This window comes from Pseudomonas sp. So3.2b (genome assembly GCF_019464415.1).
Lineage (GTDB): Bacteria > Pseudomonadota > Gammaproteobacteria > Pseudomonadales > Pseudomonadaceae > Aquipseudomonas > Aquipseudomonas shahriarae.
On record NZ_CP080494.1, the window covers coordinates 3458637 to 3483051 of the forward strand.

Annotated in this window: 21 protein-coding genes; 7 read left to right on the plus strand and 14 right to left on the minus strand. The window is 62.5% G+C overall.

Translation table 11 applies throughout. The features are described 5' to 3' along the window. Positions 1-10: 10 nt before the first annotated feature. The 6 genes from narI to K1X80_RS15365 all read right to left on the minus strand — a co-directional run bounded on the left by narI (position 11) and on the right by K1X80_RS15365 (position 9483). Complete coding sequence (gene narI / locus K1X80_RS15340) at positions 11-688, minus strand: respiratory nitrate reductase subunit gamma (protein ID WP_057436841.1); 678 nt, start codon at positions 686-688, stop codon at positions 11-13. Next, complete coding sequence (gene narJ, locus K1X80_RS15345) at positions 681-1436, minus strand: nitrate reductase molybdenum cofactor assembly chaperone (RefSeq protein ID WP_057436843.1); 756 nt, start codon at positions 1434-1436, stop codon at positions 681-683. The genes narI and narJ overlap by 8 nt, the downstream gene beginning before the upstream one ends. Positions 1437-1439: 3 nt before the next feature. Beyond that, positions 1440-2978: a nitrate reductase subunit beta gene (gene narH, locus K1X80_RS15350; RefSeq protein WP_029291316.1), complete on the minus strand. Its 1539-nt coding sequence runs from the start codon at positions 2976-2978 to the stop codon at positions 1440-1442. 1 nt (position 2979) lies between these two features. Further along, a complete protein-coding gene (locus tag K1X80_RS15355) occupies positions 2980-6753 on the minus strand; it encodes a nitrate reductase subunit alpha (RefSeq protein ID WP_057959378.1) in 3774 nt (1257 codons plus the stop codon). A gap of 70 nt (positions 6754-6823) precedes the next feature. Continuing rightward, positions 6824-8221: a NarK family nitrate/nitrite MFS transporter gene (locus tag K1X80_RS15360; protein ID WP_057959377.1), complete on the minus strand. Its 1398-nt coding sequence runs from the start codon at positions 8219-8221 to the stop codon at positions 6824-6826. Next, positions 8218-9483, minus strand: a complete 1266-nt coding sequence (locus tag K1X80_RS15365; RefSeq protein WP_081044233.1) for a nitrate/nitrite transporter — start codon at positions 9481-9483, stop codon at positions 8218-8220. Before K1X80_RS15365 ends, K1X80_RS15360 begins: the two co-directional genes overlap by 4 nt. Before the next feature lie 310 nt (positions 9484-9793). On the opposite strand from K1X80_RS15365, the gene K1X80_RS15370 reads away from it, so the two are divergent. Beyond that, a complete protein-coding gene (locus K1X80_RS15370; RefSeq protein ID WP_057959375.1) occupies positions 9794-11599 on the plus strand; it encodes an ATP-binding protein in 1806 nt (601 codons plus the stop codon). 11 nt (positions 11600-11610) lie between these two features. After that, positions 11611-12258 (plus strand): two-component system response regulator NarL, encoded by a 648-nt coding sequence (gene narL, locus K1X80_RS15375; protein WP_081044232.1) that lies wholly within the window; start codon positions 11611-11613, stop codon positions 12256-12258. 89 nt (positions 12259-12347) lie between these two features. Here narL and K1X80_RS15380 read toward each other — a convergent pair whose 3' ends face one another. Next, positions 12348-13208, minus strand: coding sequence for a DMT family transporter (locus K1X80_RS15380; protein WP_057445050.1), 861 nt, complete (start codon positions 13206-13208; stop codon positions 12348-12350). A gap of 113 nt (positions 13209-13321) precedes the next feature. On the opposite strand from K1X80_RS15380, the gene K1X80_RS15385 reads away from it, so the two are divergent. The 3 genes from K1X80_RS15385 to K1X80_RS15395 are packed head-to-tail and all read left to right on the plus strand — an operon-like array spanning position 13322 to position 16135. Beyond that, positions 13322-14209 carry a LysR family transcriptional regulator gene (locus K1X80_RS15385; RefSeq protein WP_057436851.1) on the plus strand — a complete coding sequence of 296 codons (888 nt, stop codon included), beginning with the start codon at positions 13322-13324 and terminating at the stop codon, positions 14207-14209. A gap of 47 nt (positions 14210-14256) precedes the next feature. Then, the gene (locus tag K1X80_RS15390) at positions 14257-14937 is read left to right on the plus strand and encodes a Crp/Fnr family transcriptional regulator (protein WP_198799306.1); all 681 of its coding nucleotides are present in this window, start codon (positions 14257-14259) and stop codon (positions 14935-14937) included. A gap of 49 nt (positions 14938-14986) precedes the next feature. After that, entirely contained in the window at positions 14987-16135 is a 1149-nt protein-coding gene (locus tag K1X80_RS15395; RefSeq protein WP_057959370.1) for a MalY/PatB family protein, read from the plus strand. A gap of 33 nt (positions 16136-16168) precedes the next feature. Here the strand turns inward: K1X80_RS15395 and K1X80_RS15400 are convergent, their stop codons facing one another. The 7 genes from K1X80_RS15400 to K1X80_RS15430 all read right to left on the minus strand — a co-directional run bounded on the left by K1X80_RS15400 (position 16169) and on the right by K1X80_RS15430 (position 22202). After that, positions 16169-16384: a molybdopterin-binding protein gene (locus K1X80_RS15400; protein ID WP_003173733.1), complete on the minus strand. Its 216-nt coding sequence runs from the start codon at positions 16382-16384 to the stop codon at positions 16169-16171. Between the two features lie 117 nt (positions 16385-16501). Next, positions 16502-18892: a TonB-dependent receptor gene (locus tag K1X80_RS15405; RefSeq protein WP_128592979.1), complete on the minus strand. Its 2391-nt coding sequence runs from the start codon at positions 18890-18892 to the stop codon at positions 16502-16504. A gap of 161 nt (positions 18893-19053) precedes the next feature. After that, entirely contained in the window at positions 19054-19989 is a 936-nt protein-coding gene (locus tag K1X80_RS15410; protein WP_057959368.1) for a FecR domain-containing protein, read from the minus strand. Next, complete coding sequence (locus tag K1X80_RS15415; protein ID WP_220172264.1) at positions 19986-20504, minus strand: sigma-70 family RNA polymerase sigma factor; 519 nt, start codon at positions 20502-20504, stop codon at positions 19986-19988. Before K1X80_RS15415 ends, K1X80_RS15410 begins: the two co-directional genes overlap by 4 nt. Positions 20505-20657: 153 nt before the next feature. Then, entirely contained in the window at positions 20658-20879 is a 222-nt protein-coding gene (locus K1X80_RS15420) for a cytochrome C oxidase subunit IV family protein (RefSeq protein ID WP_057959367.1), read from the minus strand. After that, a complete protein-coding gene (locus tag K1X80_RS15425) occupies positions 20876-21442 on the minus strand; it encodes a cytochrome c oxidase subunit 3 (protein ID WP_128592978.1) in 567 nt (188 codons plus the stop codon). The genes K1X80_RS15420 and K1X80_RS15425 overlap by 4 nt, the downstream gene beginning before the upstream one ends. Then, positions 21426-22202, minus strand: a complete 777-nt coding sequence (locus tag K1X80_RS15430; RefSeq protein WP_057436862.1) for a CbbQ/NirQ/NorQ/GpvN family protein — start codon at positions 22200-22202, stop codon at positions 21426-21428. Before K1X80_RS15430 ends, K1X80_RS15425 begins: the two co-directional genes overlap by 17 nt. 302 nt (positions 22203-22504) lie before the next feature. On the opposite strand from K1X80_RS15430, the gene nirS reads away from it, so the two are divergent. Together nirS and K1X80_RS15440 are read left to right on the plus strand one after the other, a co-directional pair. Beyond that, positions 22505-24073: a nitrite reductase gene (gene nirS / locus K1X80_RS15435; RefSeq protein WP_232544800.1), complete on the plus strand. Its 1569-nt coding sequence runs from the start codon at positions 22505-22507 to the stop codon at positions 24071-24073. Positions 24074-24097: 24 nt separating this feature from the next. Continuing rightward, on the plus strand, positions 24098-24412 hold the full coding sequence (locus tag K1X80_RS15440) for a c-type cytochrome (RefSeq protein WP_057436867.1): 315 nt from the start codon (positions 24098-24100) through the stop codon (positions 24410-24412). Positions 24413-24415: the final 3 nt, after the last annotated feature.

Consider the following 24415-nt stretch of genomic DNA (forward strand, 5'->3'; position numbering starts at 1 on the left):
GACGCTCTCCTCACTTCTGCCGCACGATTTGATAACGACGCCCCAGGTACCAGATCGGTGCGCTGACCATATGCACCAGACGGGTAAACGGGAACAGCACAAACAGGGTCAGACCCAGCGCCACGTGCAACTTGTAGATCAGGCTCACTGGGGCAATCGCGGCGGCCGCTTCCACAGGTCGCAGCAGCACGACGTTCTGCGCCCAGTCCGCGAGCATCACCATCACCGAACCGTCCATATGCCCGGTGGAGGCGACGATGGTCAGCAAGCCCAGCACCAACTGCGCCAGCAACACCAGCAGGATCAAGATGTCCGACGGGCTCGACGTGGCCCGTACCCGTGGATCGGTGAGGCGGCGCTTGACCAGCATCAGCAGGCCCACCAGGCACAGCAGGCCGAAGAAACCACCGGAAACCATCGCCAGCAGTTGCTTGTGCTCAGTGCTGATCACATGGTGGTAGATCGACGCCGGGGTCAGCAGGCCGACAAAATGCCCGGCCAGCACGAACAGCACACCGATATGGAAGAAGTTGCTCGCCACGCGCATGCCACGGTTACTGAGCATCTGGCTGGAGCCGGCCTTCCAGGTGTACTGGGACAGGTCAAACCGCGCCCAGCTGCCCAACAGGCAAATGGCCAGGGCGACATACGGATACACGCCAAATACCAACAAATTCCACTTAGACATTACCCACCTCCTTGGCTGGCACAGCGGCCAGCCCTTCGTGCTGAAAATCCACCCAGTGCAAGGGCACCGCACTTTCTTCGCGGGCCTTGCCCGGTGCGCTGGGCATCGAGCTGCAACGGTCCTGCTGCTCGGCCTGCATAAAGTCCACGGCCTCCTCTTCCCAGACCTTGTCCAGGGCTTCGAGGGAGTCGTCGCGGACTTCAGCGGCGACCTGGGCGCGCAACTCGGCGATGGCCTGGTGCGGCTCGGCGCCGCTGATCTGCAACAGCGCACGGAAGCAACTGGCGTAGGCGCTTTCACGCTCATCCAGGCGCGCCGCCAGCAGGGCCAGCAAGTGCGCCACATCCGCCAGGCCCTCGCGGGCCTCAATGTCTTCGCGGGTGGACAAGAACTCCAGGTACAGCGGAATGTAGTCCGGCAGCTCCTTGACGCCGATGGCAAACCCGGCTTCCTGGTACTGGGCCATCATGTCGACCATGGCCTGGCCACGGTCCCGCGACTCGCCATGCACGTGTTCGAACAACAGCAGCGACAGCGAGCGGCCACGGCCAAACAGCGCGCCGTAGTGCTCCTGGCCGTCCATCAGGTCATTGCTGCAGATCAGTTCGAGCAGCTCAAACAGCGCACCGCGCTGCTTGGGGCTGATTTCCCGCGATTCGATAATCGCCTTTTCCAGCTCATCATGGCCGTCGACCAGGATTTGGGTGGGATAGTCCAGCAGCAACGAGATCACTTTAAGAATGCGCATGGCTCAGTCCTCCCAGATCTGGACGGTTTTCAACACGTCGCGGCGGTTAGCCTTTTTGGCGCCGAACATATTGGTGTCGGAGCTGCCACTGCAGCCGCTGCCGAAGCTGAAACCACAGCCGGAACGCTCGGCAAACGCATCGCTCATCGCGTCTTCACGGTGGGCGCTGGGCACCACAAAACGGTCTTCGTAGTTGGCAATCGCCAGGTAGCGGTACATCTCTTCCACCTGGGCCACGCTCAGGTCCACGTCGGCCAGCACTTGCAGGTCTTCAACCCCATCCACTTGCTGCGAACGCTTGAAAGCGCGCATGGCCAGCAGGCGTTTCAGGGCACGCTTGACCGGTTTTTCGTCACCGGCGGTGAGCATATTGGCCAGGTAACGCAGGGGGATGCGCAGGCTGTCGACATCCGGGATCACCCCGTTCATGCCCACGGTGCCAGCGGCGGCCGCGTTCTGGATCGGCGAGAGTGGTGGCACGTACCAGACCATCGGCAAGGTGCGGTATTCCGGGTGCAGCGGCAGCGCGAGCTTCCAGTCCACGGCCATTTTGTACACCGGCGAACGCTGGGCCGAGTCGATCACCGACTGCGGTACACCATCGGCCAGGGCCTGGCGGATCACCGCCGGGTCGTTCGGGTCGAGGAAGATTTCCAGCTGCTTCTCGTACAGGTCGTGCTCGTTGGCGGTGCTGGCCACTTCGCTGATGCGATCGGCGTCATACAGCAGCACGCCGAGGTAGCGGATACGCCCGACGCAGGTTTCCGCGCAAACGGTAGGCATGCCGGCTTCGATCCGTGGGTAGCAGAAGATGCACTTCTCGGACTTGCCGCTCTTCCAGTTGAAGTAGATTTTCTTGTACGGGCAACCGCTGATGCACATGCGCCAGCCGCGACACTTTTCCTGGTCGATCAGCACGATGCCGTCTTCTTCACGCTTGTAGATCGCGCCGCTGGGGCACGACGCCGCGCACGCCGGGTTCAGGCAGTGCTCGCACAGGCGCGGCAGGTACATCATGAAGGTGTTTTCGTACTCGCCATAAATGTCGGCCTGGATCTGGTCGAAGTTCTTGTCCTTGCGGCGCTTGGCGAACTCGGTGCCGAGGATTTCCTCCCAGTTGGGGCCCCACTCGATTTTTTCCATGCGCTTGCCGGACACCACCGAGCGCGGCCGCGCGGTCGGTTGGTGCTCGCCCAAAGGCGCGGTGTGCAGGTGCTGGTAATCGAAGTCGAACGGTTCGTAGTAGTCGTCCAGGCTCGGCAGGTCGGGGTTGGCGAAGATGTTCGCCAACACGCGGAACTTGCCGCCGATGCGTGGGTTGATCGAGCCGTTGGCGTTGCGGATCCAGCCGCCCTTCCACTTGTCCTGGTTTTCCCATTCTTTCGGGTAGCCGATACCGGGCTTGGATTCGACGTTGTTGAACCAGGCGTATTCCATGCCTTCACGGCTGGTCCACACGTTTTTGCAGGTGATCGAGCAGGTGTGGCAGCCGATGCATTTGTCCAGGTTCAGGACCATGCCGATTTGTGAGCGGATCTTCATCTCAGTTCTCCTCGATATCGGTCGGCAATGGACGCGGTAGATCATCACCGCTGGAGCCATCGAGCCAATCGACCTTGACCATCTTGCGCACCACCACGAATTCATCGCGGTTGCAGCCGACCGTGCCGTAATAGTTGAAACCGTAGGCCTGCTGGGCATAGCCGCCGATCATATGGGTCGGCTTGAGCACCACGCGGGTGACCGAGTTGTGGTGGCCGCCGCGGGTCTTGGTGGTTTCCGAACCCGGTACGTTCACAATGCGTTCCTGGGCGTGGTACATCATCACCATGCCTTCCTTGACCCGCTGGCTGACCACCGCACGGGCGGTCAGCGCGCCGTTGACGTTGAAGCATTCGATCCAGTCGTTGTCCTCGATCCCGGCGCGCTTGGCGTCGATTTCCGAGAGCCACACAATCGGGCCGCCACGGCTTAAGGTGAGCATCAGCAGGTTGTCGCTGTAGGTGCTGTGAATCCCCCATTTCTGGTGCGGCGTGATCCAGTTCAGGACGATCTCGGTCTCGCCATTGCTGCGCTTGCCCTTCACGCCTTCGATGGTGCGGGTGTTGACCGGTGGCCGGTAGCTCATCAACTGCTCGCCGAACGCCTGCATCCACGGGTGATCCTGGTAGAACTGCTGGCGGCCGGTGATGGTGCGCCATGGGATGTTTTCATGGACGTTGGTGTAGCCGGCGTTGTAGCTCACGTGTTCGTCTTCGAGGCCCGACCAGGTGGGACTGGAGATGATCTTGCGCGGCTGTGCCTGGATATCGCGGAAGCGGATTGCTTCGTGGGCCTTGGAAATCGCCAGGTGGCTGTGGTCGATGCCGGTGAATTCCGACAGCGCCGCCCAGGCTTTCAAGGCGACCTTGCCGTTGGTTTCCGGAGCCAGGGACAGAATCACCTCGGCCGCGTCAATCGCCGTGTCGATTTTTGGCCGGCCGTGGCTGATGCCCGCGTCGCCTTCGTGGTGGTTGAGTTCACCGAGGAACTGCACCTCTTCATCGGTGTTCCAGTTGATGCCCTTGCCGCCGTTGCCGAGTTTTTCCAGCATCGGGCCGAGGGACGAGAACTGCTTGTAGATGTTCGGGTAGTCCCGTTCCACCACCGCCATGTTCGGCGCATTCTTGCCCGGTACCGGCGCCACACCGGCGCTTTTCCAGTCAGTGCCGCCAAACGGCTGGGCCAGTTCACCCACGCTGTCATGCATCAACGGCACGGTGACCAGGTCTTGTTCCACACCCAGGTGGCCGACCGACATGGCCGAGAACGCCTTGGCGATGCCTTTGTAGATTTCCCAGTCCGAACGCGATTCCCACGCTGGATCAATCGCCGCCGACAGCGGGTGAATGAACGGGTGCATGTCCGAGGTGTTCATGTCGTCTTTTTCGTACCAGGTGGCGGTCGGCAAGACGATGTCGGAATACACGCAAGTCGAGGACATGCGGAAGTCCAGGGTGGTCACCAGGTCCAGCTTACCGATGGCGCCGTCTTCGACCCATTCGGCCTCGGTTGGCTTGCATTCGGTGCTGTGGCCGATGTCTTCGTTCATCACCCCGTTCTTGGTGCCGAGCAGGTACTTGAGCATGTACTCGTGGCCCTTTCCCGACGAGCCGAGCAGGTTGGAGCGCCAGATAAACATGTTGCGCGGGAAGTTCACTGGGCTGTCCGGCTGCTCGCAGGCAAAGCGCAGGGTGCCGTCCTGCCAGGATTTGACCACGTAGTCTTTGGGGTCCATACCGGCAGCCGCCGCATCACGGCAGATATGCAGCGGGTTGGTATTGAGTTGTGGCGCGCTGGGCAACCAACCGGCGCGTTCGGCGCGGATGTTGTAGTCCAGGGCGTGTTCCGGGAACTGCGACTTGTCGGCCAGCGGCGAGAGGATGTCGTGCATGCTCATCTTCTCGTGGCGCCATTGCGAGCTGTGGCCGTAGAAGAAGCTGGTGCCGTTCATCTGGCGTGGCGGACGGTTCCAGTCCAGGCCGAATGCCAGGGGCAGCCAGCCGCATTGCGGACGCAGTTTTTCCTGGCCCACGTAGTGCGCCCAACCGCCGCCGGTCTGGCCGACACAACCGCAGAGCATGAGCATATTGATCAGCCCGCGGTAGTTCATGTCCATGTGGTACCAGTGGTTCATCGCCGCGCCGACGATGATCATCGAGCGACCACGGGTCTTGTCGGCGTTGTCGGCAAACTCACGGGCGATCTGGATGGCCTTCTCGCGGCTGACCCCGGTGATTGCCTCCTGCCAGGCTGGCGTGCCCGGTACGCTGGCGTCGTTGTAGTCCTTGGCCACGTTGTTGCCGCCCAGGCCACGGTCGATGGCCAGGTTGGCCGCCGACAGGTCGAACACCGTCGCCACTTTGGCCACCGTGCCATCGGCCAGGGTCACGCTGTGTACCGGTACCCGGCGAAATTGCACGGCATCGCCGGCCACGTGCTGGAAGTAGTCGTGGGCTTCACCGGCAAAATACGGGAACGCCACTTCGGCGACGTCATCGCCGATCAGGCTCAGTTTCAGGTCGATCTCGCGACCTTCACCGCCTTCTTTGGCCAGGATGTTCCACTTGCCCTTCTCGCCCCAGCGATAGCCGATGGAACCTTGTGGCGAAACCAGCTCGCCGCTTTCGTCGAGGGCGATGGTTTTCCATTCCGGGTTGTTGTCCTGGCCCAGGTTGTCGACCAGGTCCGAGGCGCGCAGGAAGCGGTCCGGCTGGAAGCCTGCACCCGGCGCAAAACCGGTCATCGGCTTGAGCATTACCAGCACCGGCAAGTCGGTATAGCGCTTGGCGTATTCGGTGAAGTAGGCGCTCGGTTTATCCAGGTGAAATTCCTTGAAGATCACATGGTTGAAGGCCTGGGCCAGTGCCGCGTCGGTGCCCTGCTTGGGGTTGAGCCACAGGTCGGTGAGCTTGGCCACTTCCGAATAGTCAGGCGTGATCGCCACGGTCTTGGTGCCCTTGTAGCGCACCTCGGTGAAGAAGTGCGCGTCCGGGGTACGGGTCTGCGGAACGTTGGAACCCCAGGCAATGATGTAGTTGGAGTTGTACCAGTCGGCCGATTCCGGCACGTCGGTCTGCTCGCCCCAGACCATCGGCGAGGCTGGCGGCAGGTCGCAGTACCAGTCATAGAAGCTCAGGCACACACCGCCGATCAGCGACAGGTAACGCGAACCTGCGGCATAGCTGACCATGGACATGGCCGGGATCGGCGAGAAGCCGACGATACGGTCCGGGCCATATTGCTTGATGGTGTAGACGTTGGACGCGGCGATGATCTCGTTGACTTCATCCCAGTTGGAACGGATGAAGCCCCCCATGCCACGCTTGCTTTTATAGGAGTCGGCCTTGACCTTGTCCTCGACAATGCTCGCCCAGGCCTCGACCGGCGACAGGGTCAGGCGTGCCTCGCGCCACAGTTTGAGCAATGGCTTGCGGATCTTCGGGTACTTCAGGCGGTTGGCGCTGTAGATGTACCAGCTGTAGCTGGCACCACGGGGGCAGCCGCGCGGCTCGTGGTTGGGCAGGTCGTTACGGGTGCGCGGGTAGTCGGTCTGCTGGGTTTCCCAGGTGATCAGGCCGTTCTTCACGTAGATCTTCCACGAGCACGAGCCGGTGCAGTTCACCCCGTGGGTGGAGCGCACGATCTTGTCGTACTGCCAGCGCGAACGGTAGACGTTTTCCCAGTCGCGGGACTCCTTGCGGGTCTCGCCGTGACCTTCGGAGAACTCGTCTTGCTTGCGATTGAAGAACCGCAGTTGATCCAGTAAATGACTCATGGTGCTTTCCTCTCAGGCTTGCTGCGGGGTTCTGTGCCCCGCCCACGCAAGGTTTGAATTCGGGGTCGACTCAGCAGGGGGTCTCGGCGCCTTTGCGCGCATACCACCACCAGGTCACGACGATGCAGGTCAGGTAGAAGCCGACAAACATGTAGAACGCCATGGCCGGGCTGCCGGTGTAGGCCATGGACGAGCCAAAGGTCTTGGGGATGAAGAACGCACCGAAGGCGCCCATTGCCGAGCTGAAGCCCAGCACTGCTGCCGACTCCTTGCTGGCATCCTTGAGGGCTTGCTCACGCACGGCGGCAGGTTTGCCGGCGCTGGCCTTTTCATGCTGGGTGCGGAAGATCACCGGGATCATGCGGAAGGTGGAGCCATTGCCGATGCCGGTGGTGATGAACAGCAGCATGAACATGCCGAGGAAGCCGTAGAAGCTGCCGCCCTCGCCGTTCAGGGGCAAAAAGTGCAGGACGCCGAACACCATCACGATCATCAGCACGAAGTTCCACAAGGTCACCCGCGCACCGCCCAGTTTGTCGGCCAGCCAGCCACCCAATGGGCGTACCAGGGCACCTACCAGCGGGCCGAGGAAGGCGAATTTCAAGGCGTTGACGTCTGGGAACGAGGTCTTGATCAGCATCGGGAAGGCGGCCGAGAAGCCAATGAACGAGCCGAAGGTGGCCAGGTACAACCAGCACATCAGCCAGTTGTGCTTGCGCTTGAAGATCACCGCCTGCTCGCTGAACGAAGCGCGGGCGCTGGACAGGTCATTCATGCCGAACCAGGCAAACAGGGTCACGGTGATGATGAACGGTACCCAGATAAACCCGGCGTTCTGCAGCCACAACTGGCTGCCGTCTTCCAGGGTCTGGGGCTGGCCGCCAATCAGGCCGAACACACCGAAGGTAATCACCAGCGGCACGCAGAACTGCATCACCGACACCCCCAGGTTACCCAGGCCGGCGTTCAGGCCCAGGGCAGTGCCTTGCTGGGACTTGGGATAGAAGAAGCTGATGTTGGACATGCTCGAGGCGAAGTTGCCGCCACCGAAGCCGCACAGCAGCGCGATCAATACAAACACGCTGTAGGAGGTGCTCGGGTCTTGTACCGCGAAGCCCATCCACAGTGATGGAATCAGCAGCGACGCAGTGCTCAGGGCCGTCCAGCGGCGGCCACCGAAGATCGGCACCATGAACGAATAGAACACGCGCAAGGTGGCGCCAGACAGGCCGGGCAATGCCGCCAGCCAGAACAGCTGGTCAGTGGTGAAGCTGAAGCCGATGGCGTTCAGGCGCACGATCACCGTGCTCCACACCATCCACACGGCGAAGGCCAACAGCAGCGCCGGGATCGAGATCCACAGGTTGCGGGTCGCGGTCTGCTTGCCGCTGGCGCCCCAGAACGCCGGGTCTTCAGGGCGCCAGTCGTGGATCACCGGGCCCGAGTTGGGCTTTTGCGCGATAGTCATGCGGATTCTCCTTGGAGAGGCTGGGCCGCCGCTTTACCAAGCAGCGGTTGCTTGCGGATTTCGCTGAAGTACATCCAGGTCAGGGATACCCAGACCACGCCGTACATCAACATGAAGCAGGAGGAGCGTACGCCGGTGAGGTCCACCAGGGCGCCGAACATGATTGGCAGGACAAAGCCGCCAAGGCCGCCCGCCAGGCCGACGATGCCGGACACCGCGCCCATGTTTTGCGGATAGTCATTGGCGATGTACTTGAACACCGAGGCCTTGCCGAAGGCGAAGGCGATGCCCATCACAAACAGCAGCACGGTGAACAGGGTGGCGTTGAGGCCGATATGGAAGTCCAGCGGGCCATTGACGGTTTGCACCTGCAACTGGGTCTGCGGGTAGCTGAGCAGGAACAGGCAGATCCAGCTGACCCACAGCACCCACCAGGTCACGCTCTGTGCGCCCCAGCGGTCGGACATCCAGCCGCCCACAGCGCGCAGCACGCCACCGGGCAGGGAAAAGCACGCGGCCAACAGCGCGGCGCTTTGCAGGCTGAAGCCGTATTCCTGCACGTAGTACTTGGTCGCCCACAGCGCCAGGGCCACGTAGCCGCCGAACACAATCGAGTAGTACTGGCAGTAGCGCCACACGGCCGGGTCCTTGAGACACAGCAGTTGCTCGCGCAAGGTCGCGCCACCGGCACTGCGGTGGGCCTTGTTCTCGCTGGTGAGGAACCAGAACAGCAGCGCGGTGATAAACAGGATCGCGCTGAACACTTTCGGCACCAGGTGCCAGGTCCCCAGGGCAATCAGGGCCGGCGCCAGAAACTTGGTGACTGCAGCCCCCGCGTTGCCGGCGCCGAACACGCCCATGGCAAAGCCCTGGTTGTCTTTGTCGAACCACTTGGCGACGTAGGCGATACCCACCGAGAACGAGCCGCCGGCCAGGCCGACAAACAGCCCCAGCACAAGGAATTGCCAGAAAGCGGTGGCGTAGGTGATCAAGTACAGCGGCAGCACGCAGGTGAGCATCAAGACAAAGAACACGATGCGCCCGCCGAAGCGGTCAGTCAGCAGGCCCAGGGGCAGGCGCACCAGGGAGCCGGTCAGTACCGGGGTGGCGGCCAGCAGGCCGAACTGGGTTTCGTTGAGTTGCAGCAGCTCTTTGATCGGCACGCCGAGGACGGCGAACATCATCCAGACCATAAAGCACACGGTGAAGGCCAGTGTACTCATGCCCAGCACCAGGCCCTGTCTTACACGGGGTTGAGTCACGGTTTGCGCTCCCAGAAGTGATTCCATGAGCGCAGGTTAGGGGCGAGGCCCTCCAGGAACTTGACCCAGATCAACGTCCGCCTGGGGGGTATTGGCCTATGCTTAGCCCGTCTACCTCTAAGGAGGTAGGCCCAATAACAAGAGAAAGTCTTTATTTATCAATGGATTGATCTCTTGTGCCGGCTTTTTCCCGTGGGAGGGTCCGCCGGCAACTCTTTAGAGGTAGTGCGCCAGGGAATGCACAATTCAATGCTGTTTCCCGTGCCAGGTGCCGTCATGCTGCTGTTCTTACCCCTTCGATTACGCCGTGATGTTTAACTGGCTGCGCAGCTCCCTGCCCGCACGCGCCGGTGTCGCGGTCATCCTGATTGCAATCCTGGCCCTGGCCAGTTCCCTGAGCGCCGGGCTGATCGCCTGGTTCAGCCAGGGCGATGGCGCGGCCATCAACACCGCAGGCTCGGTGCGCATGGAGACCTACCACCTGAGCTGGAAGCTCGCCGACCATGCCCCCGCCGACGAGATCCAGGCCATCACTCAAAGCCTGCAACGGCGCCTCGACAGCCAGTCGTTGAAAGCAGTACTGGAAGACGGCCCCCAGAGCGCCTTGCAACAGAGCTACCGGCAGATCCAGCAACACTGGAACCAGGAGCTGCGCCCGGCCATCGAGCGCGACGACGGCGCCCTCTTCCGCGAACGCGCGCCGGCCTTTGTCGAGCAACTGAACCAGTTCGTCAGCCTGTTGCAGCAACAGAGCGAGCACAAACAAGGCTGGCAACAGCTGATCCAGGGCCTGGCGCTGTTCAGCACGCTGATCATCCTGCTGCTTGGGCTGTATGAATTGCAGTACGGCGTGGTCACCCCCTTGAAGGAACTGGTGGACGCCACCCGGCGCTTTCGTGAGGGGGATTACCAGACCCGGGTCAATCACCGCTCCCAGGATGAGCTGGGGCAGTTGGCCCTGAGCTTCAACACCCTGGCCGAAACCATCGAGCAGTCCCACCGCACCCTGGAAAGCCAGGTGCAGCAAAAAACCCTCAATTTGCAACAGGCCAACGCCGCCCTAGAATTGCTCTACGAGAGCAGTCGCAGCCTGGCCACGCGCCTGGCCAACGCCGAAGGTCTCGACGAGTTGATCCGGCGCTTCCAGAAACGCCTGCCGGGCCTGCGCCTGTCGCTGTGCCTGCAAGGGCACTTCCTCGCCCCGGCGCAACAGATGCTCGCGCTGCACGGCGGCAACAGCCGCAACGTCTGCGCCATTGGCGATTGCGCCACCTGCGAGCGCCATCACGTGGCCCCGCCCCAGGTGTTCAGCATCAGCAACCAGGGCGCGGAACTGGGCGAACTCAAGGCGCACTTTGTCGACGGCCATGCGCCCCAGGCCTGGGAGCAACAACTGATCCAGGCCCTGGCCAACCTGATCGGCACCTCGCTGTCCCTCAAACGCCAGCGCGAGCAGGACCACCGCCTGCTGCTGCTCGACGAACGCACCATCATCGCCCGCGAACTGCATGATTCCCTGGCCCAGGCCCTGTCCTATATGAAGCTGCAAGTCAGCCGCATGCAGACCCTGCTGCGCCGCGACGAACCCAAGGCCACCCTGGAAACCGTCACCGGCGAACTGCGCGAAGGCCTGAACAATGCCTATCGGCAACTGCGGGAGCTGCTCACCACCTTCCGCCTGCAAATTCACGATGCCGGGCTGGTCCAGGAGCTAAAAGACACCGCCGAGGAATTCTCCCGGCGTGGCGAGTTCCAGGTACACCTGCACGTGGATGCCCTGGCCTTCCAGCTGTCGGCCAGTGAACAGATCCACCTGTTGCAGGTGACCCGCGAAGCCCTGTCCAACTGCCTGCGCCATGCCCATGCCGAGAATGCCTGGCTGCAACTGCGCCAGCATGGCGAAACCGTCAGCCTGAGCATTGAAGACGATGGCCGCGGCTTCAGCGAGCCGGTGGACCAACGTGAACACCACGGCCTGACCATCATGGACGAACGCGCCCGCAGCCTGCACGGCCAGCTGGACATTTCCTCCCGCGAGCCCCAGGGCACCCGGGTGCACTTGCTGTTTCGCCCGGAATTTCTCGGGCCCTCCCTACAAGAAGGTAGCTTGTCATGAACACGGCGCTCATCAACCCATCAGTCCGCCACCGCATCCTGCTCGTCGACGACCATCCGATGATGCGCCACGGCATGCGCCAGATGCTCGAACTGGAAGATGACCTGCACGTGGTGGGCGAAGCCGGCAATGGCGAAGAAGCCCTGGGCCTGATCGAATCGCTGCAACCGGACCTGGTGCTGCTGGACAACAACATGCCGCAGATGAACGGCCTGGAAACCCTGCGCCGCCTGCGGGCCATGGCCTATGGCGGCAAGGTCTTGCTGTTTACCGTGTCCGATGCCGAAGACGACATCCGCGACGCCCTGCGCCTGGATGCCAATGGGTATCTGCTCAAGGACATGGAGCCGGAGTTGCTGATCCAGTACATCCGCGATGCCCTGCACGGCGCCCTGGTGATCAGCCCCGGCCTGACTCGGGTGCTGGCCCAGGCCCTGCGCTCGCCCCAGCCCCATGCGGCGGTGGAACTGACCGAGCGCGAGCGGCAGGTGTTGAAGACCATTGCCGGGGGGTATAGCAATAAGGTGATCGGGCACAAACTGGGGATTACCGAGGGCACGGTGAAGGTGCATGTGAAGAACTTGCTGCACAAGCTGGGGTTGCGCTCGCGGGTGGAAGCGGCGGTGTGGGCGATGGAGCATTTGCGTCAGGCTGGGTAGGGACTGATGTACCGCCATCGCAACAACGGATCTGTACCCCACCCCAAACATGGCCATCGCCAGCCACCCAACGGCGACAGTCAGTTACGTCACCGCACTTTCACCGTCAACGCCCCCACACTCGCCAGGACAATCACCGTCCCCACAATCACCATCACCGAAGGCCGCTGCGCCAATATCACCCACGCCATCAGCATCGCCACCGGCGGTATGAGATAAAGCGCAATCGCTGCCCGACTGACCTGGCTATGCGTCAGCACATAAGCCCAGGCCAGGTACGCCAGCGCACTGGGAAAGATGCCCAGCACCAGCACTGCCAGGTTCACCGACACCGAAGCCTGGGCCAACTCCGCCGGCAGCCCTGGCAGATACACCAGCAGCAACGCCGTACCTGACCAGAGGGTGAAACACACCAGGGTCAGCCCGTCGTAATGCTGGGAATAACGCTTTTGCAGAGCGAAATACAGGCTCCAGGACGCCGCCGCCAGCAGGATCAACAACCCATGCCCATCCAGCTCGCCCAAGCCGCGATCCCCTACCGCCACCACCCCGGCGCCGAGCAGGCCGCCGAGCACGCAACCCCACTGCCAGGCCCCGAGCCGCTCCCTGAACAGCGTGCTGGCAAGTAACGCGCTGAACAAGGGCGTGGATTGCGCCAGGACGCTGGCAGCGCCGGCACTCACACCGCGCTGGCCGTAATTGAGGGCGATGTGGTGCAGTGTCACGGCAAACAATCCCAGCACCGCAAACAAAGGCAAATCCCGCAGTCGGGGCCGGGAAATCCCCTTGATCCAGGCCACACCGGCCATGAACCCGGAGGCGATCAAAAAACGCAACAACGCCAGGTTATCGGGCGCATAAGCTTGCAACGCGATATGGATGCCGATCGGCGAATACGCCCAGCAGAGAATGACGAAGAGTGTTGCCAGGATAATTTTTGCACGGGGCATGAGCGTTCTCAGGGACGTGGCAGCACACAGGCACTGCCTGGCAAAAGTATGAGAAACCCCAGCCCCGGAAAAAAGTGACTTAAACTGAGCCCACTCTTCACTCCAGGTGAACCATGGAACTGTCCCAACTGCGCATGTTCAAGGCGGTCTACGAACTGGGCAGCATCGCCCGTGCGGCGCAGCAGCTGCATTGCGTGCCGTCCAATATCACCGCAAGGCTCAAGTCCCTCGAGCAGGAACTCGGCGTCGCGCTGTTTGTGCGCGAGGGCCGGGGTCTGCGGGTCAGCCCCGCCGGCGAAGTGTTTATCGAATATGCGACGAAAATCCTCGACCTGACCGAAGCCTCCCGGCGTGCCGTCGCCCCCGGTGGCGCGCCCCATGGGCGACTGCGCATCGGTGCTATCGAGTCCAGTGCAACCGGGCGCTTGCCACAGCTGCTGGCGCGTTATCACGCGTTGTACCCCCAAGTGTCGCTGGAGTTGAGCACCGGCACCTGGTCGCAGTTGCTCGATGATATCCAGCACCATCGGCTGGACGCGGCGATTGTCGCCGTGGATGTGCAACGCCCGGGGCTGGAAAGCGCGGTGCTGTACAGCGAAGACCTGGTACTGATTGCCCCCACGTCGCTGGGCCCGGTGCGCAGCGTCGCGGATCTGCAGGGCCTGACCCTGTTTATGTGGCCCTCAGGTTGCCCCTATCGCCTGGCGCTGGAGCAGTGGTTGTCTCGCCACGACCAGGTCTGCCCCATCGTCAGCATCGCCAGCTACGGCACGATTGTCGGTTGTGTCAGTGCTGGCAGCGGCGCCGCGCTGGTGCCTCGGGGGATCTACGAGCAATACCGCCAGGGTGCCAACTGGCAAGGCCATGAGTTCGCGGAACTGACGCACATCGACAACCGGTTTTACTGGCACGCCCATGCAGGTTGTCACCCGGCCCGGGACGCATTTTCGGCACTGCTGCGCGAACACTCCCTCTACGGGGCTACCTCCAACGAGGCATAGGCCCCGCCGGCCGCACGCCCTACCATGGGCGGGAGCGGAGGTACGCCATGTTGACCCACCCATCCATCGTCTTAACCCTGCGCCGGCATCATCTGTTCAGTCCGTTGCCGGAGAAGATCTTCCAGGACGTCTGCACCCTGGCCAACCTCAAGCGTCTGCCCGGGCATGTAACCCTGATGCACCAGGGCGCCCCTGCCGATCGGTTTTTCCTGCTGGTCAGCGGCCAGGTCAAGTTGCACCGGGTCACCGGCGAAGGCCAGGAGCACCTGGTGGAGGTTATCCGCCCCGGCCAGACCTTTGCCGAAGCCCTGTTGTTCAGCCACGCCAAGGCGTATCCGGTGAGTGCCACGGCGCTCAAGGACAGCGTGTTGGTGAGCATCGAGGGCCATCATTACCGCACGGCCCTGGAGGACCAGCCGCAGATCTGCCTGGCGATCCTCGGCACGATGAGCATCCACCTGCATCAACGCCTGAAGGACATCGACACCCTGAGCCTGGCCAACGCCAGTCGCCGGGTCATCAACTTCCTGATCCAGGAGCGCGATCTGGCCAGTGGCGATGTAGTGCTGCAAGTGCCCAAGCGCCTGGTGGCCTCCAAACTGGGAATTCAGCCAGAAACGTTTTCGCGGATTCTGCATCGGCTGGTGGACGCCGGGCTGATTGAAGTGCAACGGCGCACCATCCGCATTATGTGCGAGGAGCAATTGATGACCTATCAGGCCGGCTGACTTAGAATCGACGGCATTCTTCGCCCGCCTTCCTGACACGAGCGCCCCCATGAGCTTTGATTTCGACACGATCCACCCTCGCCTCGGCACCGGCAGTACCAAGTGGAGCCGTTACCCAGAAGATGTCTTGCCGATGTGGATTGCCGACATGGATATCGCCGCGCCACCGGCGATCCTCAAGGCCCTGCACGCACGCCTGGACCAGCAGATGCTCGGCTACAGCGTCGCCCGGCCAGAAGTGCGCGAAGCGATCATCCGCGACCTGTGGGACAAGTACGCCTGGCGCGTGCAGCCCGATGAACTGTTGTTCCTGCCGGGCGTCGAGCCCGGTTTCAACATGGCCCTGCACGCCTTTGTCCAGCCAGGCCAGTCGGTGGTGTTGCAAACCCCCAACTATGCGCCGCTGCGCCATGCCGCGGGCAACTGGAACCTGCCCAAGATCGAAGTGCCCTTCGAACTGAACGACCAGGGCGAATACCTCACCCCCCTGCCCGCCTTGCGCCAGGCCTTGAAAGGCGCCGGTGCGTTGCTGTTGAGCAACCCCCACAACCCACTGGGCAAGGTGTTCCCCCGCGAGGAGCTGCTGGCCGTGGCCAACGCCTGCCTGGATCAGGGCACGCTGATTATCTCTGACGAAATCCATGCCGAGCTGTGCTTTGACGGGCGCCGGCATATCCCCACCGCGTCGCTGAGCGCAGAAATCGCCCGCCGCACCATTACCCTGATGTCAGCCAGCAAGGCCTACAACGTCGCCGGCCTGAAAACCTGCTTTGCCATTGTCCAGGACCCGCTCATCCGCGAACGCTTCAACAAGGCGCGCTGCGGCATGGTCGACAGCGTCAGCCCCCTGGGCCTGGAAGCCACCTGGGCGGCCTATAGCCAATGTGATGAATGGTTGAAAGCGTTGGTAGCGTACCTGCAAGACAACCGCGACTACCTGCTGGATGCCGTACAAAAACGCCTGCCCGGCGTGGTCATCCATGCCCCGCAAGGCACCTACCTGGCCTGGCTGGATTGCAGCGCCCTGGGCCTGGACGACCCACAGCGGTTTTTCCTGGAACAGGCCAAGGTGGGTTTGAGTGCAGGTGTGGAGTTTGGCGATGACAGCCAGCAGTTCGTGCGCTTGAACTTCGGCTGCCCGCGGGCGTTGCTCGAAGAAGGTATTTCACGCCTGGAACGTGCGCTGAAAACCTTGTAAGCGCCGGCTTGCCGACGCCTGCAAGGGCTGGACTCAGAGCTTGGCGATGGACACTTCGGTGGATTTGACGAAGGCAATCACTTCGCTGCCCACCTTCAACTCCAGGTCGCGCACCGAGCGGGTGGTGATCACCGAAGTGACGATTCCGGACGCCGTCTGCACGTCGATCTCGGACACCACTTCGCCGAGCAGGATCTCCTTGATCACGCCCTTGAACTGGTTGCGCACGTTGATCGCTTTGATGGTCATGTGGGTTTTCCTTTCACTGTTGGGTCAATCCGCACGAATGCGCAGGCCTTTAAAATGCGCCCTCCGCACCAACAATAAAAGGAATAAATAACTATTTATTTATTCCTTTTTTGAATATTAAAAACCCACTGTTGCCGACACCAGCCACGTTCGCGGCGTCGACAGTGTCAGGCCCGGCGCGCTGTCGCTGGAGGTCGCGGCCGACGCCCAGTAAGTGGTGTCCAGCACATTCTCCACGGTCGCGCGCAGGGTCACCGGGTTTTCCTTGACCTTGAAGGTGTAGCGCGCGCCCAGGTCATAGCGTTCCCAATTGTCGATTTTCTGCTGGTTGGCCGCATCCAGGTACTGCGCGCCGGTATGGATCGCACGGGCGGTCAGGGTCACGCCTTGCAGGCGTGGGATATCCCATTCGGCGCCCAGGTTGACGTTGGCAATCGGCGCACCGGTGCCGCGCTTGCCGTCGGTCAGGCCCTGGGCGGTCTTGGTCTGTTCGCTGTCGAGCAGCATCACCCCACCGAGCAGGCGCACGCCCGTCAGGGGCTCGCCAAACACGTTCAGTTCCACACCCTGGTTGCGCAATTCGCCGTTGGGCTTGAAGAAACCCTGGCTGTCGATGCCATAGGCCGGCTGCTTGATCCGGAACACGCTGGCGCTCATGCCGAAGCTGCCCATGTCGTACTTGGCGCCGACTTCCACCTGCTTGCTCTTGGTCGGTGGGAAGATCGCGTTTTCATTGCGCACCCCGCTCGATGGCGCGGTCTCGCCCTGGCTCAAGCCTTCCATGTAGTTGGTGTACAGGGACAACTGATCGGTGACTTTCACCACTAGGCCCAGGGCCGGCGAGGTAGCTTGTTCGTCGTACTCCGGCTGATCCTTGATGCCATTGCTCCAGGAGGTGACCTGGACCTTTTGCAGGCGGGCGCCGAGGGTCAGCAGCACCCGTTCATCAAAAAACGCCAGGGTGTCGGCCAGGGCCAGGCTGGTGAAACGGTTTTCGGTGTGGGTGCTGGTGTCCCAGCGCACGGCCTTGCCTGGGTGGGGCAAAACCACCGGGTTGTAGAGGTTGCTCTTGCCGGGGGTGTAGCGCTCGCCGGCATTGTCGAAATCCATATTGAACTGATTGAGGCTGACATTGAGGGTGTGCCCTACCGGGCCGGTGTCGAACCAACTGCGCGCGCCGACGGTGACGGTCTTGACGTCTTCGTCGCGACGGAAGCTGCGCGGCACCACGGTGAAGTCGCCATTGCTCTGGGTTGCCTGCACGCCGTGGCGCAGGAAGTCGTAGTTGCCTTTGCGCGCCCCGGCTGCGGCATAGACCATCAATGAATCGCTGACATCAAACTCGCCACGCACCGCGCCAAAGGTGTCTTTGGTATGGGAGTAGGTCCAGGACTGGGCGAAGTTGTCACGGATGTCCTTGGCCTTGGGCATCACGCTACCCTTGGCGATTTCCACGCGCTCCTGAGGTGCGTCGCCGGTGCGTTCCTGGCGCCCGAGGTCGAGGGACAGGCGCACCCGCTCCTTGCGGTAGTCGAGGCCGATCACTGTCATTTCACGGTCCACCTCCTGGTGATCCCATTCGGTATCGCCGGACTGCTTCACGCCATTGAAGCGCACGCCAAACTGCTGCTCATCGCCAAACCGCCGACCGATATCCACCGCCCCCCCGAACTGCCCGGCCGAGGCATAGCTGCCGGTGAACTCGGTGAGCGGTGTGTCGCCGGCGCGCTTGGGCTCGATATTGATCCCGCCACCGACGCTGCCCCGAGGCGCGATGCCACCGAGCAAGGCGCCGGGGCCCTTGAGGATATCGACGCGCTCGACCATTTCCATGTCGATGGCGTAGGTCGGCAGCACGCCATACAGGCCGCCGTAGGACACATCACTGTTGAACAGGCTGAAACCGCGCACCGAGAACTGCTCGAAACGCCCGCCGGCCGGGTTGGTGATGCGCACCGAAGGATCGCTGGCAACCATCTCGCCGAGGGTCCGCGCCTGCAGGTTTTTCACTGCCTTGGCGGTATAGGACGTGAGGTTGAACGGCGTATCCATAAAGTCGCCGTCGCCGAGCATGCCCTGCGCACCTTTGCGCGTGACCTGGTCACCGGCGTAGGTTTCGGCGACGGGTGTGTTCGCGGCCCCGAGAATCGAGGTGGCTGGCAACTGGTAGGTACCGCCCTGCGGCGCGGGGATCAAGGTGTAGGCACGCTCACCCACCGCCTGCAATTGCAGGCCCGAGCCCTGCAGCAGACGCGCGAAGCCTTCCTCGACGGCAAACTCACCGGAGATCCCGGCGCTTTGGCGGCCGCCGACCAGGGCCGGATCGACCGACAGATTGACCCCGGCCAGCCCGGCAAAGCGGGTCAACGCACTGCCCAGGGTGCCGGCCGGCACCTGATAACTGCGTCGGGCCGCGTCCTCGGCCCAGCTCACAGGAACAAACAACGGACTGGCACTCAGGCTCAGCACCAAACTCAGGCGCAACAATGATGGCGGGACGACGGGCATTAAAAGGCTCTCTGTTTTCGTTCACTTGCCTTGGATGACAGGCGAGCCGAAAAAAAGGGCCACGGTCTTGCGAACTGGCCGATAAAAAGGTGGGAAAGGGCTTGTGTGGGAGTGGGCTTGCCCGCTCCCCCATGGGATCTGCCGGGACAATAAGATCGCGATCAGCCCAGGGTTTTGCGCGGCTGCAGCGTGACCCAATAGCGTGTGCGGAACTGCACCTGCAGCCCATGAGTGGTGGCCAACAGGCTGAGGATGGAGTCGGTGTCGTCCAGGCGGAAACTGCCGGTGACGCGCAAGGTTTCCAGGCTCGGGTCCCAGCGCAGGACGCCCGGGCGGTAGCGATCCAGTTCGCGCAGGAAGTCACCCAGCGCCTGGTTCTGCGCCGTCAGTACACCGTCGCGCCACCCCAGTTGCTGCACGTCGAACGGCATCGGCGCACCCAGCCCCACAGGTTGCAGCCGTATTTGTTGCCCACCCTGCACCCAGGCAGCACGCCCGTGCCCGTCGAGTACTTGTACCCGGCCCTTGAGTACCGACACCAGGCAAGCATCCGCCAACTGGCGCACGCAGACCACGGCCTGGCTGGCGATAACCTGGCCATAACGGTTGTGTACGTTCAGCGCCGCCGTACCGGGTACAGTCAGCGCCATCTCCCCTTCGACCAGGGTCAGGCGCCGCGCAGCGAGGTCCACATCCACCGCGCTGGCGGTGTTCAGTTGCAGGGTGCTGCCATCGACCAGCGGCACGCGCTTGCGCTCGCCAGTGGCGGTATGCAGGTCGGCACGCCATACGTCGAGGGGTAACTGGCGACTGAGCAACCAGGCCGCCGGCACCAGCGCAGCCACGCCCAGGGCACGCTTGAGCACGGCGCGCCGGCCCGGTTGCGGGCGGTCGAGGCTGGCCATGGCCAGGGAGGATGGCAAGTCGGCAAAGCGCTGGCGCAGCAGTTGCGCTTTTTGCCAGGCCTGTTCGTGCTGGGGATGGCTGTCGCGCCATTGTTGCAAGCCGGCATGGTCGCGCTCGCCAGCGGTGCCGGATTCCAACAGCGCCAGCCAGTGCGCCGCGGCCCGGGCCACATCCGCTGGGGTACGGCTCACAGTTCCACCAGCAGGCAATGTTCGTAGGCCTGGGCCATATAGCGCTTGACCGTGCGCTCCGAGACCTTGAGACGCTCGGCAATCTCCCGGTAGCCCAGGCCTTCGAGCTGGCTCCAGAGAAACGCCCGGCGCACCACCAGCGCCAGACCGTCAAGCAATTCATCCAGGGCCTGCAGGGTTTCCAGTAGCAACCAGCGTTGCTCCGGCGACGGCACGCACTCTTCAGGCAGGCGTGCCAAGGCATTCAGATACGCCTGCTCCAGGCTGCGGCGCTGGTGGAAATTGACCAGCAGGCGCTTGCCCACCGTCACCAGATAGGCCCGTGGTTCCTGCAATTGCGCCACTGGCTGGGCGCTGGCCAGCACCCGCAGGAAGGTGTCCTGGCTCAGGTCGGCGGCATCCCAGGCGTTGCCCAGGCGCCGGCGCAACCAGCTTTCCAGCCAGCTGCGATGGTCGCGGTACAAGGTGCTCAGGCTGGGTTCTGCGGCGGTCGTTGGCAATACGGCATCATTCATGGCAAGCGAACCCTGGGCGGCGCGAGTGAGTCTCAAATGAGATTCATTCTATTTAATATCCCTGCGCCACACCATGATCTTTTTAGCGGGCAGACCGCCGGCTCTCCTTGAAGTCTTTGCCCACTCCCACAGCCAGGAGGTCCATCATCGTCATCAACGCATCACGACCATCCCTGCCACCAGCACCACCGGCCACGCCAACATCGCCGCCCGCCATCCCCAAGGCGCATGCCGCAGTTCCATAAACCCATCGGCAATCACCCAGGCCTTGGCCACCGCTGCCAACACCACCAGCCACCACCAGCCCGCCGCACCGGACATGACGGTGCCCACGCTGAGCAGCACCAGCCCGGCCCAGCACGCCAGCAACTTCACAACACGTACACCAACGGAAACAGCACCACCCACACCAGATCCACCATATGCCAATACAACACCCCGGACTCGAACCCCGACTGACGCCCCGGACCATAGGCCCGGCGCCAGCAGCGCAACGCCAACCACGCCAGGATCAGCATGCCCAACAGCACATGCAGAAAATGAAACCCGGTCAAAATCCAGTACAGGGTAAAGAACGTGCTGCGCTCCAGGCCCAGGCCGGCCGCAGCCAGGTGCCCGTACTCGCCAAGTTTGATCCACACATAAACCGCCGCCACCGCCAGTCCCAACGCCAATAACCCACCTGCCCGCCGTGGGCGACCTGCAATGACCTGTTGCTGTGCCAACGCGGCGAGTAGGCCGGCCGTCAGCAGGCTGAGGGTCATCGCCAGGCCGGTGGAGGTATCCAACTGTGCGCGGCCCTCGGCAAAGACCTCGGGCCGCAGCGTCTGGGTCACGGCAAAGGCGAGGATCAGAATCGCAAACACCGAGAGTTCGGCGAGGATAAAGAACCACATCGCCAAATCACCCGGCAGCCGCCGCTCAACTGAAGTGAACATCAACCACGTCCATCAGGGCCGCGACGGTTTGCGGGTCGTCGCTCAGCGCTTCCGCCAGGCAGGCCATGCAGGCTTCGCGCGGGTGCATGCCAGCGGCAATCAGGCGGGCGGTGAAGATCAGCAAGCGGGTGGACGCCACTTCTTCCAGATCATGCTGGTCCAGCCGGCGCAAGGCCTGCCCCAGGCGCACCACCTGGGCCGCCAAGGCGCCATCCACCTGGGCTTCGCGGGCGACGATGCGCTCTTCTTCGGCTGTCGCGGGATAACCAAAGCGCATCGCCACAAACCGCTGGCGGGTGCTGGGTTTCATTCCTTTGAGCAGGTTCTGGTAACCGGGGTTGTAGGACACCACCAACATGAACGACGGCGGCGCCTTGAGGACTTCGCCCGTGCGTTCCAGGAACAGCTCGCGACGGTCATCGGCCACCGGGTGCAGGACCACGGCGGTGTCCTGCCGTGCCTCGACCACTTCGTCCAAGTAGCAAATGCCCCCTTCACGCACTGCGCGGGTCAACGGGCCGTCCTGCCACCAGGTGCCCTGGGCGCCGATCAGGTGGCGGCCGATCAGGTCGGCGGCGCTGAGGTCGTCGTGACAGGCCACGGTATACAGCGGCAATTGCAGACGGTGGGCCATGTGCTGGACGAAGCGGGTCTTGCCGCAGCCGGTGGGGCCCTTGATCAGCACCGGCATGCGGTGACGCCAGGCGTGCTCGAACAACTCATGTTCGTTGTTGACGGCTTGGTAGAAGGGTTCGGTCATAGCGCACCTTGCATGGACAGCGGGTTTGGCAGCCACGCTACGGGGGCCTGCGACAACCTGGCAAGCCGTACTCAGGGCAAACTTGATCGCCGTCAAGCGGTCATTCACCCGCCGCGACATAGTCTCTGCTGGCACTAAGAACCTGCGCTCTACCCAGATCGCAAAGGTCTTGCCTGAGGAGATATGGAATGCTGACTCGCAACAAAACACCCTTCGTACTGACGCTGGCCAGGCTCAGCTGCGCGCTGGCCCTGGCCCTCTCAACACAGGCCTTCGCCGCGGCTCCCGCGCCGGCTGCAGCCATGGTCAAGAGCCCTGGCGCACCGGACTTGAGCCAAGCCGAGTTCGATGCATCGAAGCAGATTTACTTCGAGCGCTGCGCCGGTTGCCATGGTGTGTTGCGCAAAGGCGCCACCGGCAAGCCGCTGACCCCGGACATCACCCAGGCCCGGGGCCAGGCGTATCTGGAAGCCCTGATCACCTACGGTTCCCCCGCCGGCATGCCGAACTGGGGTACCTCCAATGCGCTGACCAAGGCGCAGATCACCAGCATGGCGACCTTCATCCAGCACACCGCGCCCACCCCACCGGAATGGGGCATGGCCGAGACGCTCAAGACCTGGAAGCTGCTGGTCAAACCCGAAGACCGTCCGAAGAAGCAGCTCAACCAGCTGAACCTGGAAAACCTGTTCTCCGTGACCCTGCGTGACGACGGCAAAATCGCCCTGATCGACGGCGACAGCAAGAAAATCGTCAAGCTCATCGACACCGGCTACGCCGTGCACATCTCGCGGATTTCCGCTTCGGGCCGCTACCTGCTGGTGATCGGCCGTGACGCCAAGATCGACATGATCGACCTGTGGCCTGCCGAGCCGACCAAAGTCGCCGAGATCAAGGTGGGCATCGAGGCCCGTTCGGTGGAGACCTCCAAGTTCAAAGGCTATGAAGACAAGTACGCGATTGCCGGTTCCTACTGGCCGCCGCAGTTCACCATCATGGACGGCGAGACCCTGGAGCCCAAGCAGATCGTTTCGACCCGCGGCATGACCGTGGACAAGCAGGAATACCACCCGGAACCACGGGTGGCGGCGATCATCGCGTCCCACGAATGGCCCGAGTTCATCGTCAACGTCAAAGAAACCGGCAAGGTCATGCTGGTCAATTACCAAGACATCAAAAACCTCACCATCACCACCATCGACGCCGCGCCCTTCCTGCACGACGGCGGCTGGGACAGCACCCATCGCTACTTCATGACGGCGGCGAACAACTCCAACAAGGTTGCAGTGATTGACTCCAAGGAGCGCAAGCTCACCGCTCTGGTGGATGTCGGCAAGACCCCGCACCCCGGCCGTGGCGCCAACTTTGTACACCCGCAATACGGTCCGGTGTGGGCCACCAGTCACTTGGGTGACGGTGGGGTTTCGGTGATCGGCACCGACCCGGTCAAGCACCCGCAGTACGCCTGGAAGCAAGTGACCTCGCTCAACGGCCAGGGCGGTGGCTCGCTGTTTATCAAGACCCACCCCAACTCGCGGCACCTGTATGTCGACACCACGCTCAACCCCGACACCAAGCTCAGCCAGTCGGTCGCGGTGTTCAACATCGACAAGCTCGACGCTGGCTACACCGTACTGCCGATTGCCGAATGGTCGGGCATCAAGCAAGGCGCCCTGCGCGTGGTGCAGCCGGAATACAACAAGGCAGGCGATGAAGTGTGGTTCTCGGTGTGGAACGGCCAGGAAGAGGAGTCGGCGCTGGTGGTGGTCGATGACAAGACCCTCAAGCTCAAGAACGTGATCCGGGACAAGCGCCTGATTACCCCGACCGGCAAGTTCAACGTCTACAACACCCAATTCGACATTTATTGAGCTTCATCAACAAGAGGCAAACCAATGAAAAATATCCTGCTTGCACTGGCGACCCTGGGCGCGGCCCTGAGCCTGTCCACCGCAATGGCCGATGACGGCGCGGCGCTGTTCAAGAGCAAACCCTGTGCCGCCTGCCACACCATCGACAGCAAGATGGTGGGCCCGGCGCTCAAGGAAGTGGCGGCAAAAAATGCCGGCGTCAAGGACGCTGACAAAACCTTGGCCAGCCACATCAAGAACGGCACCCAGGGTAACTGGGGACCGATTCCGATGCCGGCCAACCCCGTCACGGATGCCGAAGCCCTGACCCTCGCCCAATGGGTGTTGAGTCTGAAATAAGCA

Bases quoted from the DNA above. Each gene is read 5' to 3' on its own strand.
- narI (WP_057436841.1), bottom strand. From the start codon at position 688: ATGTCTAAGTGGAATTTGTTGGTATTTGGCGTGTATCCGTATGTCGCC.
- narJ (WP_057436843.1), bottom strand. From the start codon at position 1,436: ATGCGCATTCTTAAAGTGATCTCGTTGCTGCTGGACTATCCCACCCAA.
- narH (WP_029291316.1), bottom strand. From the start codon at position 2,978: ATGAAGATCCGCTCACAAATCGGCATGGTCCTGAACCTGGACAAATGC.
- K1X80_RS15355 (WP_057959378.1), bottom strand. From the start codon at position 6,753: ATGAGTCATTTACTGGATCAACTGCGGTTCTTCAATCGCAAGCAAGAC.
- K1X80_RS15360 (WP_057959377.1), bottom strand. From the start codon at position 8,221: ATGACTATCGCGCAAAAGCCCAACTCGGGCCCGGTGATCCACGACTGG.
- K1X80_RS15370 (WP_057959375.1), top strand. From the start codon at position 9,794: ATGTTTAACTGGCTGCGCAGCTCCCTGCCCGCACGCGCCGGTGTCGCG.
- K1X80_RS15380 (WP_057445050.1), bottom strand. From the start codon at position 13,208: ATGCCCCGTGCAAAAATTATCCTGGCAACACTCTTCGTCATTCTCTGC.
- K1X80_RS15385 (WP_057436851.1), top strand. From the start codon at position 13,322: ATGGAACTGTCCCAACTGCGCATGTTCAAGGCGGTCTACGAACTGGGC.
- K1X80_RS15390 (WP_198799306.1), top strand. From the start codon at position 14,257: ATGTTGACCCACCCATCCATCGTCTTAACCCTGCGCCGGCATCATCTG.
- K1X80_RS15395 (WP_057959370.1), top strand. From the start codon at position 14,987: ATGAGCTTTGATTTCGACACGATCCACCCTCGCCTCGGCACCGGCAGT.
- K1X80_RS15400 (WP_003173733.1), bottom strand. From the start codon at position 16,384: ATGACCATCAAAGCGATCAACGTGCGCAACCAGTTCAAGGGCGTGATC.
- K1X80_RS15405 (WP_128592979.1), bottom strand. From the start codon at position 18,892: ATGCCCGTCGTCCCGCCATCATTGTTGCGCCTGAGTTTGGTGCTGAGC.
- K1X80_RS15415 (WP_220172264.1), bottom strand. From the start codon at position 20,504: ATGAATGATGCCGTATTGCCAACGACCGCCGCAGAACCCAGCCTGAGC.
- K1X80_RS15425 (WP_128592978.1), bottom strand. From the start codon at position 21,442: ATGTTCACTTCAGTTGAGCGGCGGCTGCCGGGTGATTTGGCGATGTGG.
- K1X80_RS15430 (WP_057436862.1), bottom strand. From the start codon at position 22,202: ATGACCGAACCCTTCTACCAAGCCGTCAACAACGAACATGAGTTGTTC.
- nirS (WP_232544800.1), top strand. From the start codon at position 22,505: ATGGTCAAGAGCCCTGGCGCACCGGACTTGAGCCAAGCCGAGTTCGAT.
- K1X80_RS15440 (WP_057436867.1), top strand. From the start codon at position 24,098: ATGAAAAATATCCTGCTTGCACTGGCGACCCTGGGCGCGGCCCTGAGC.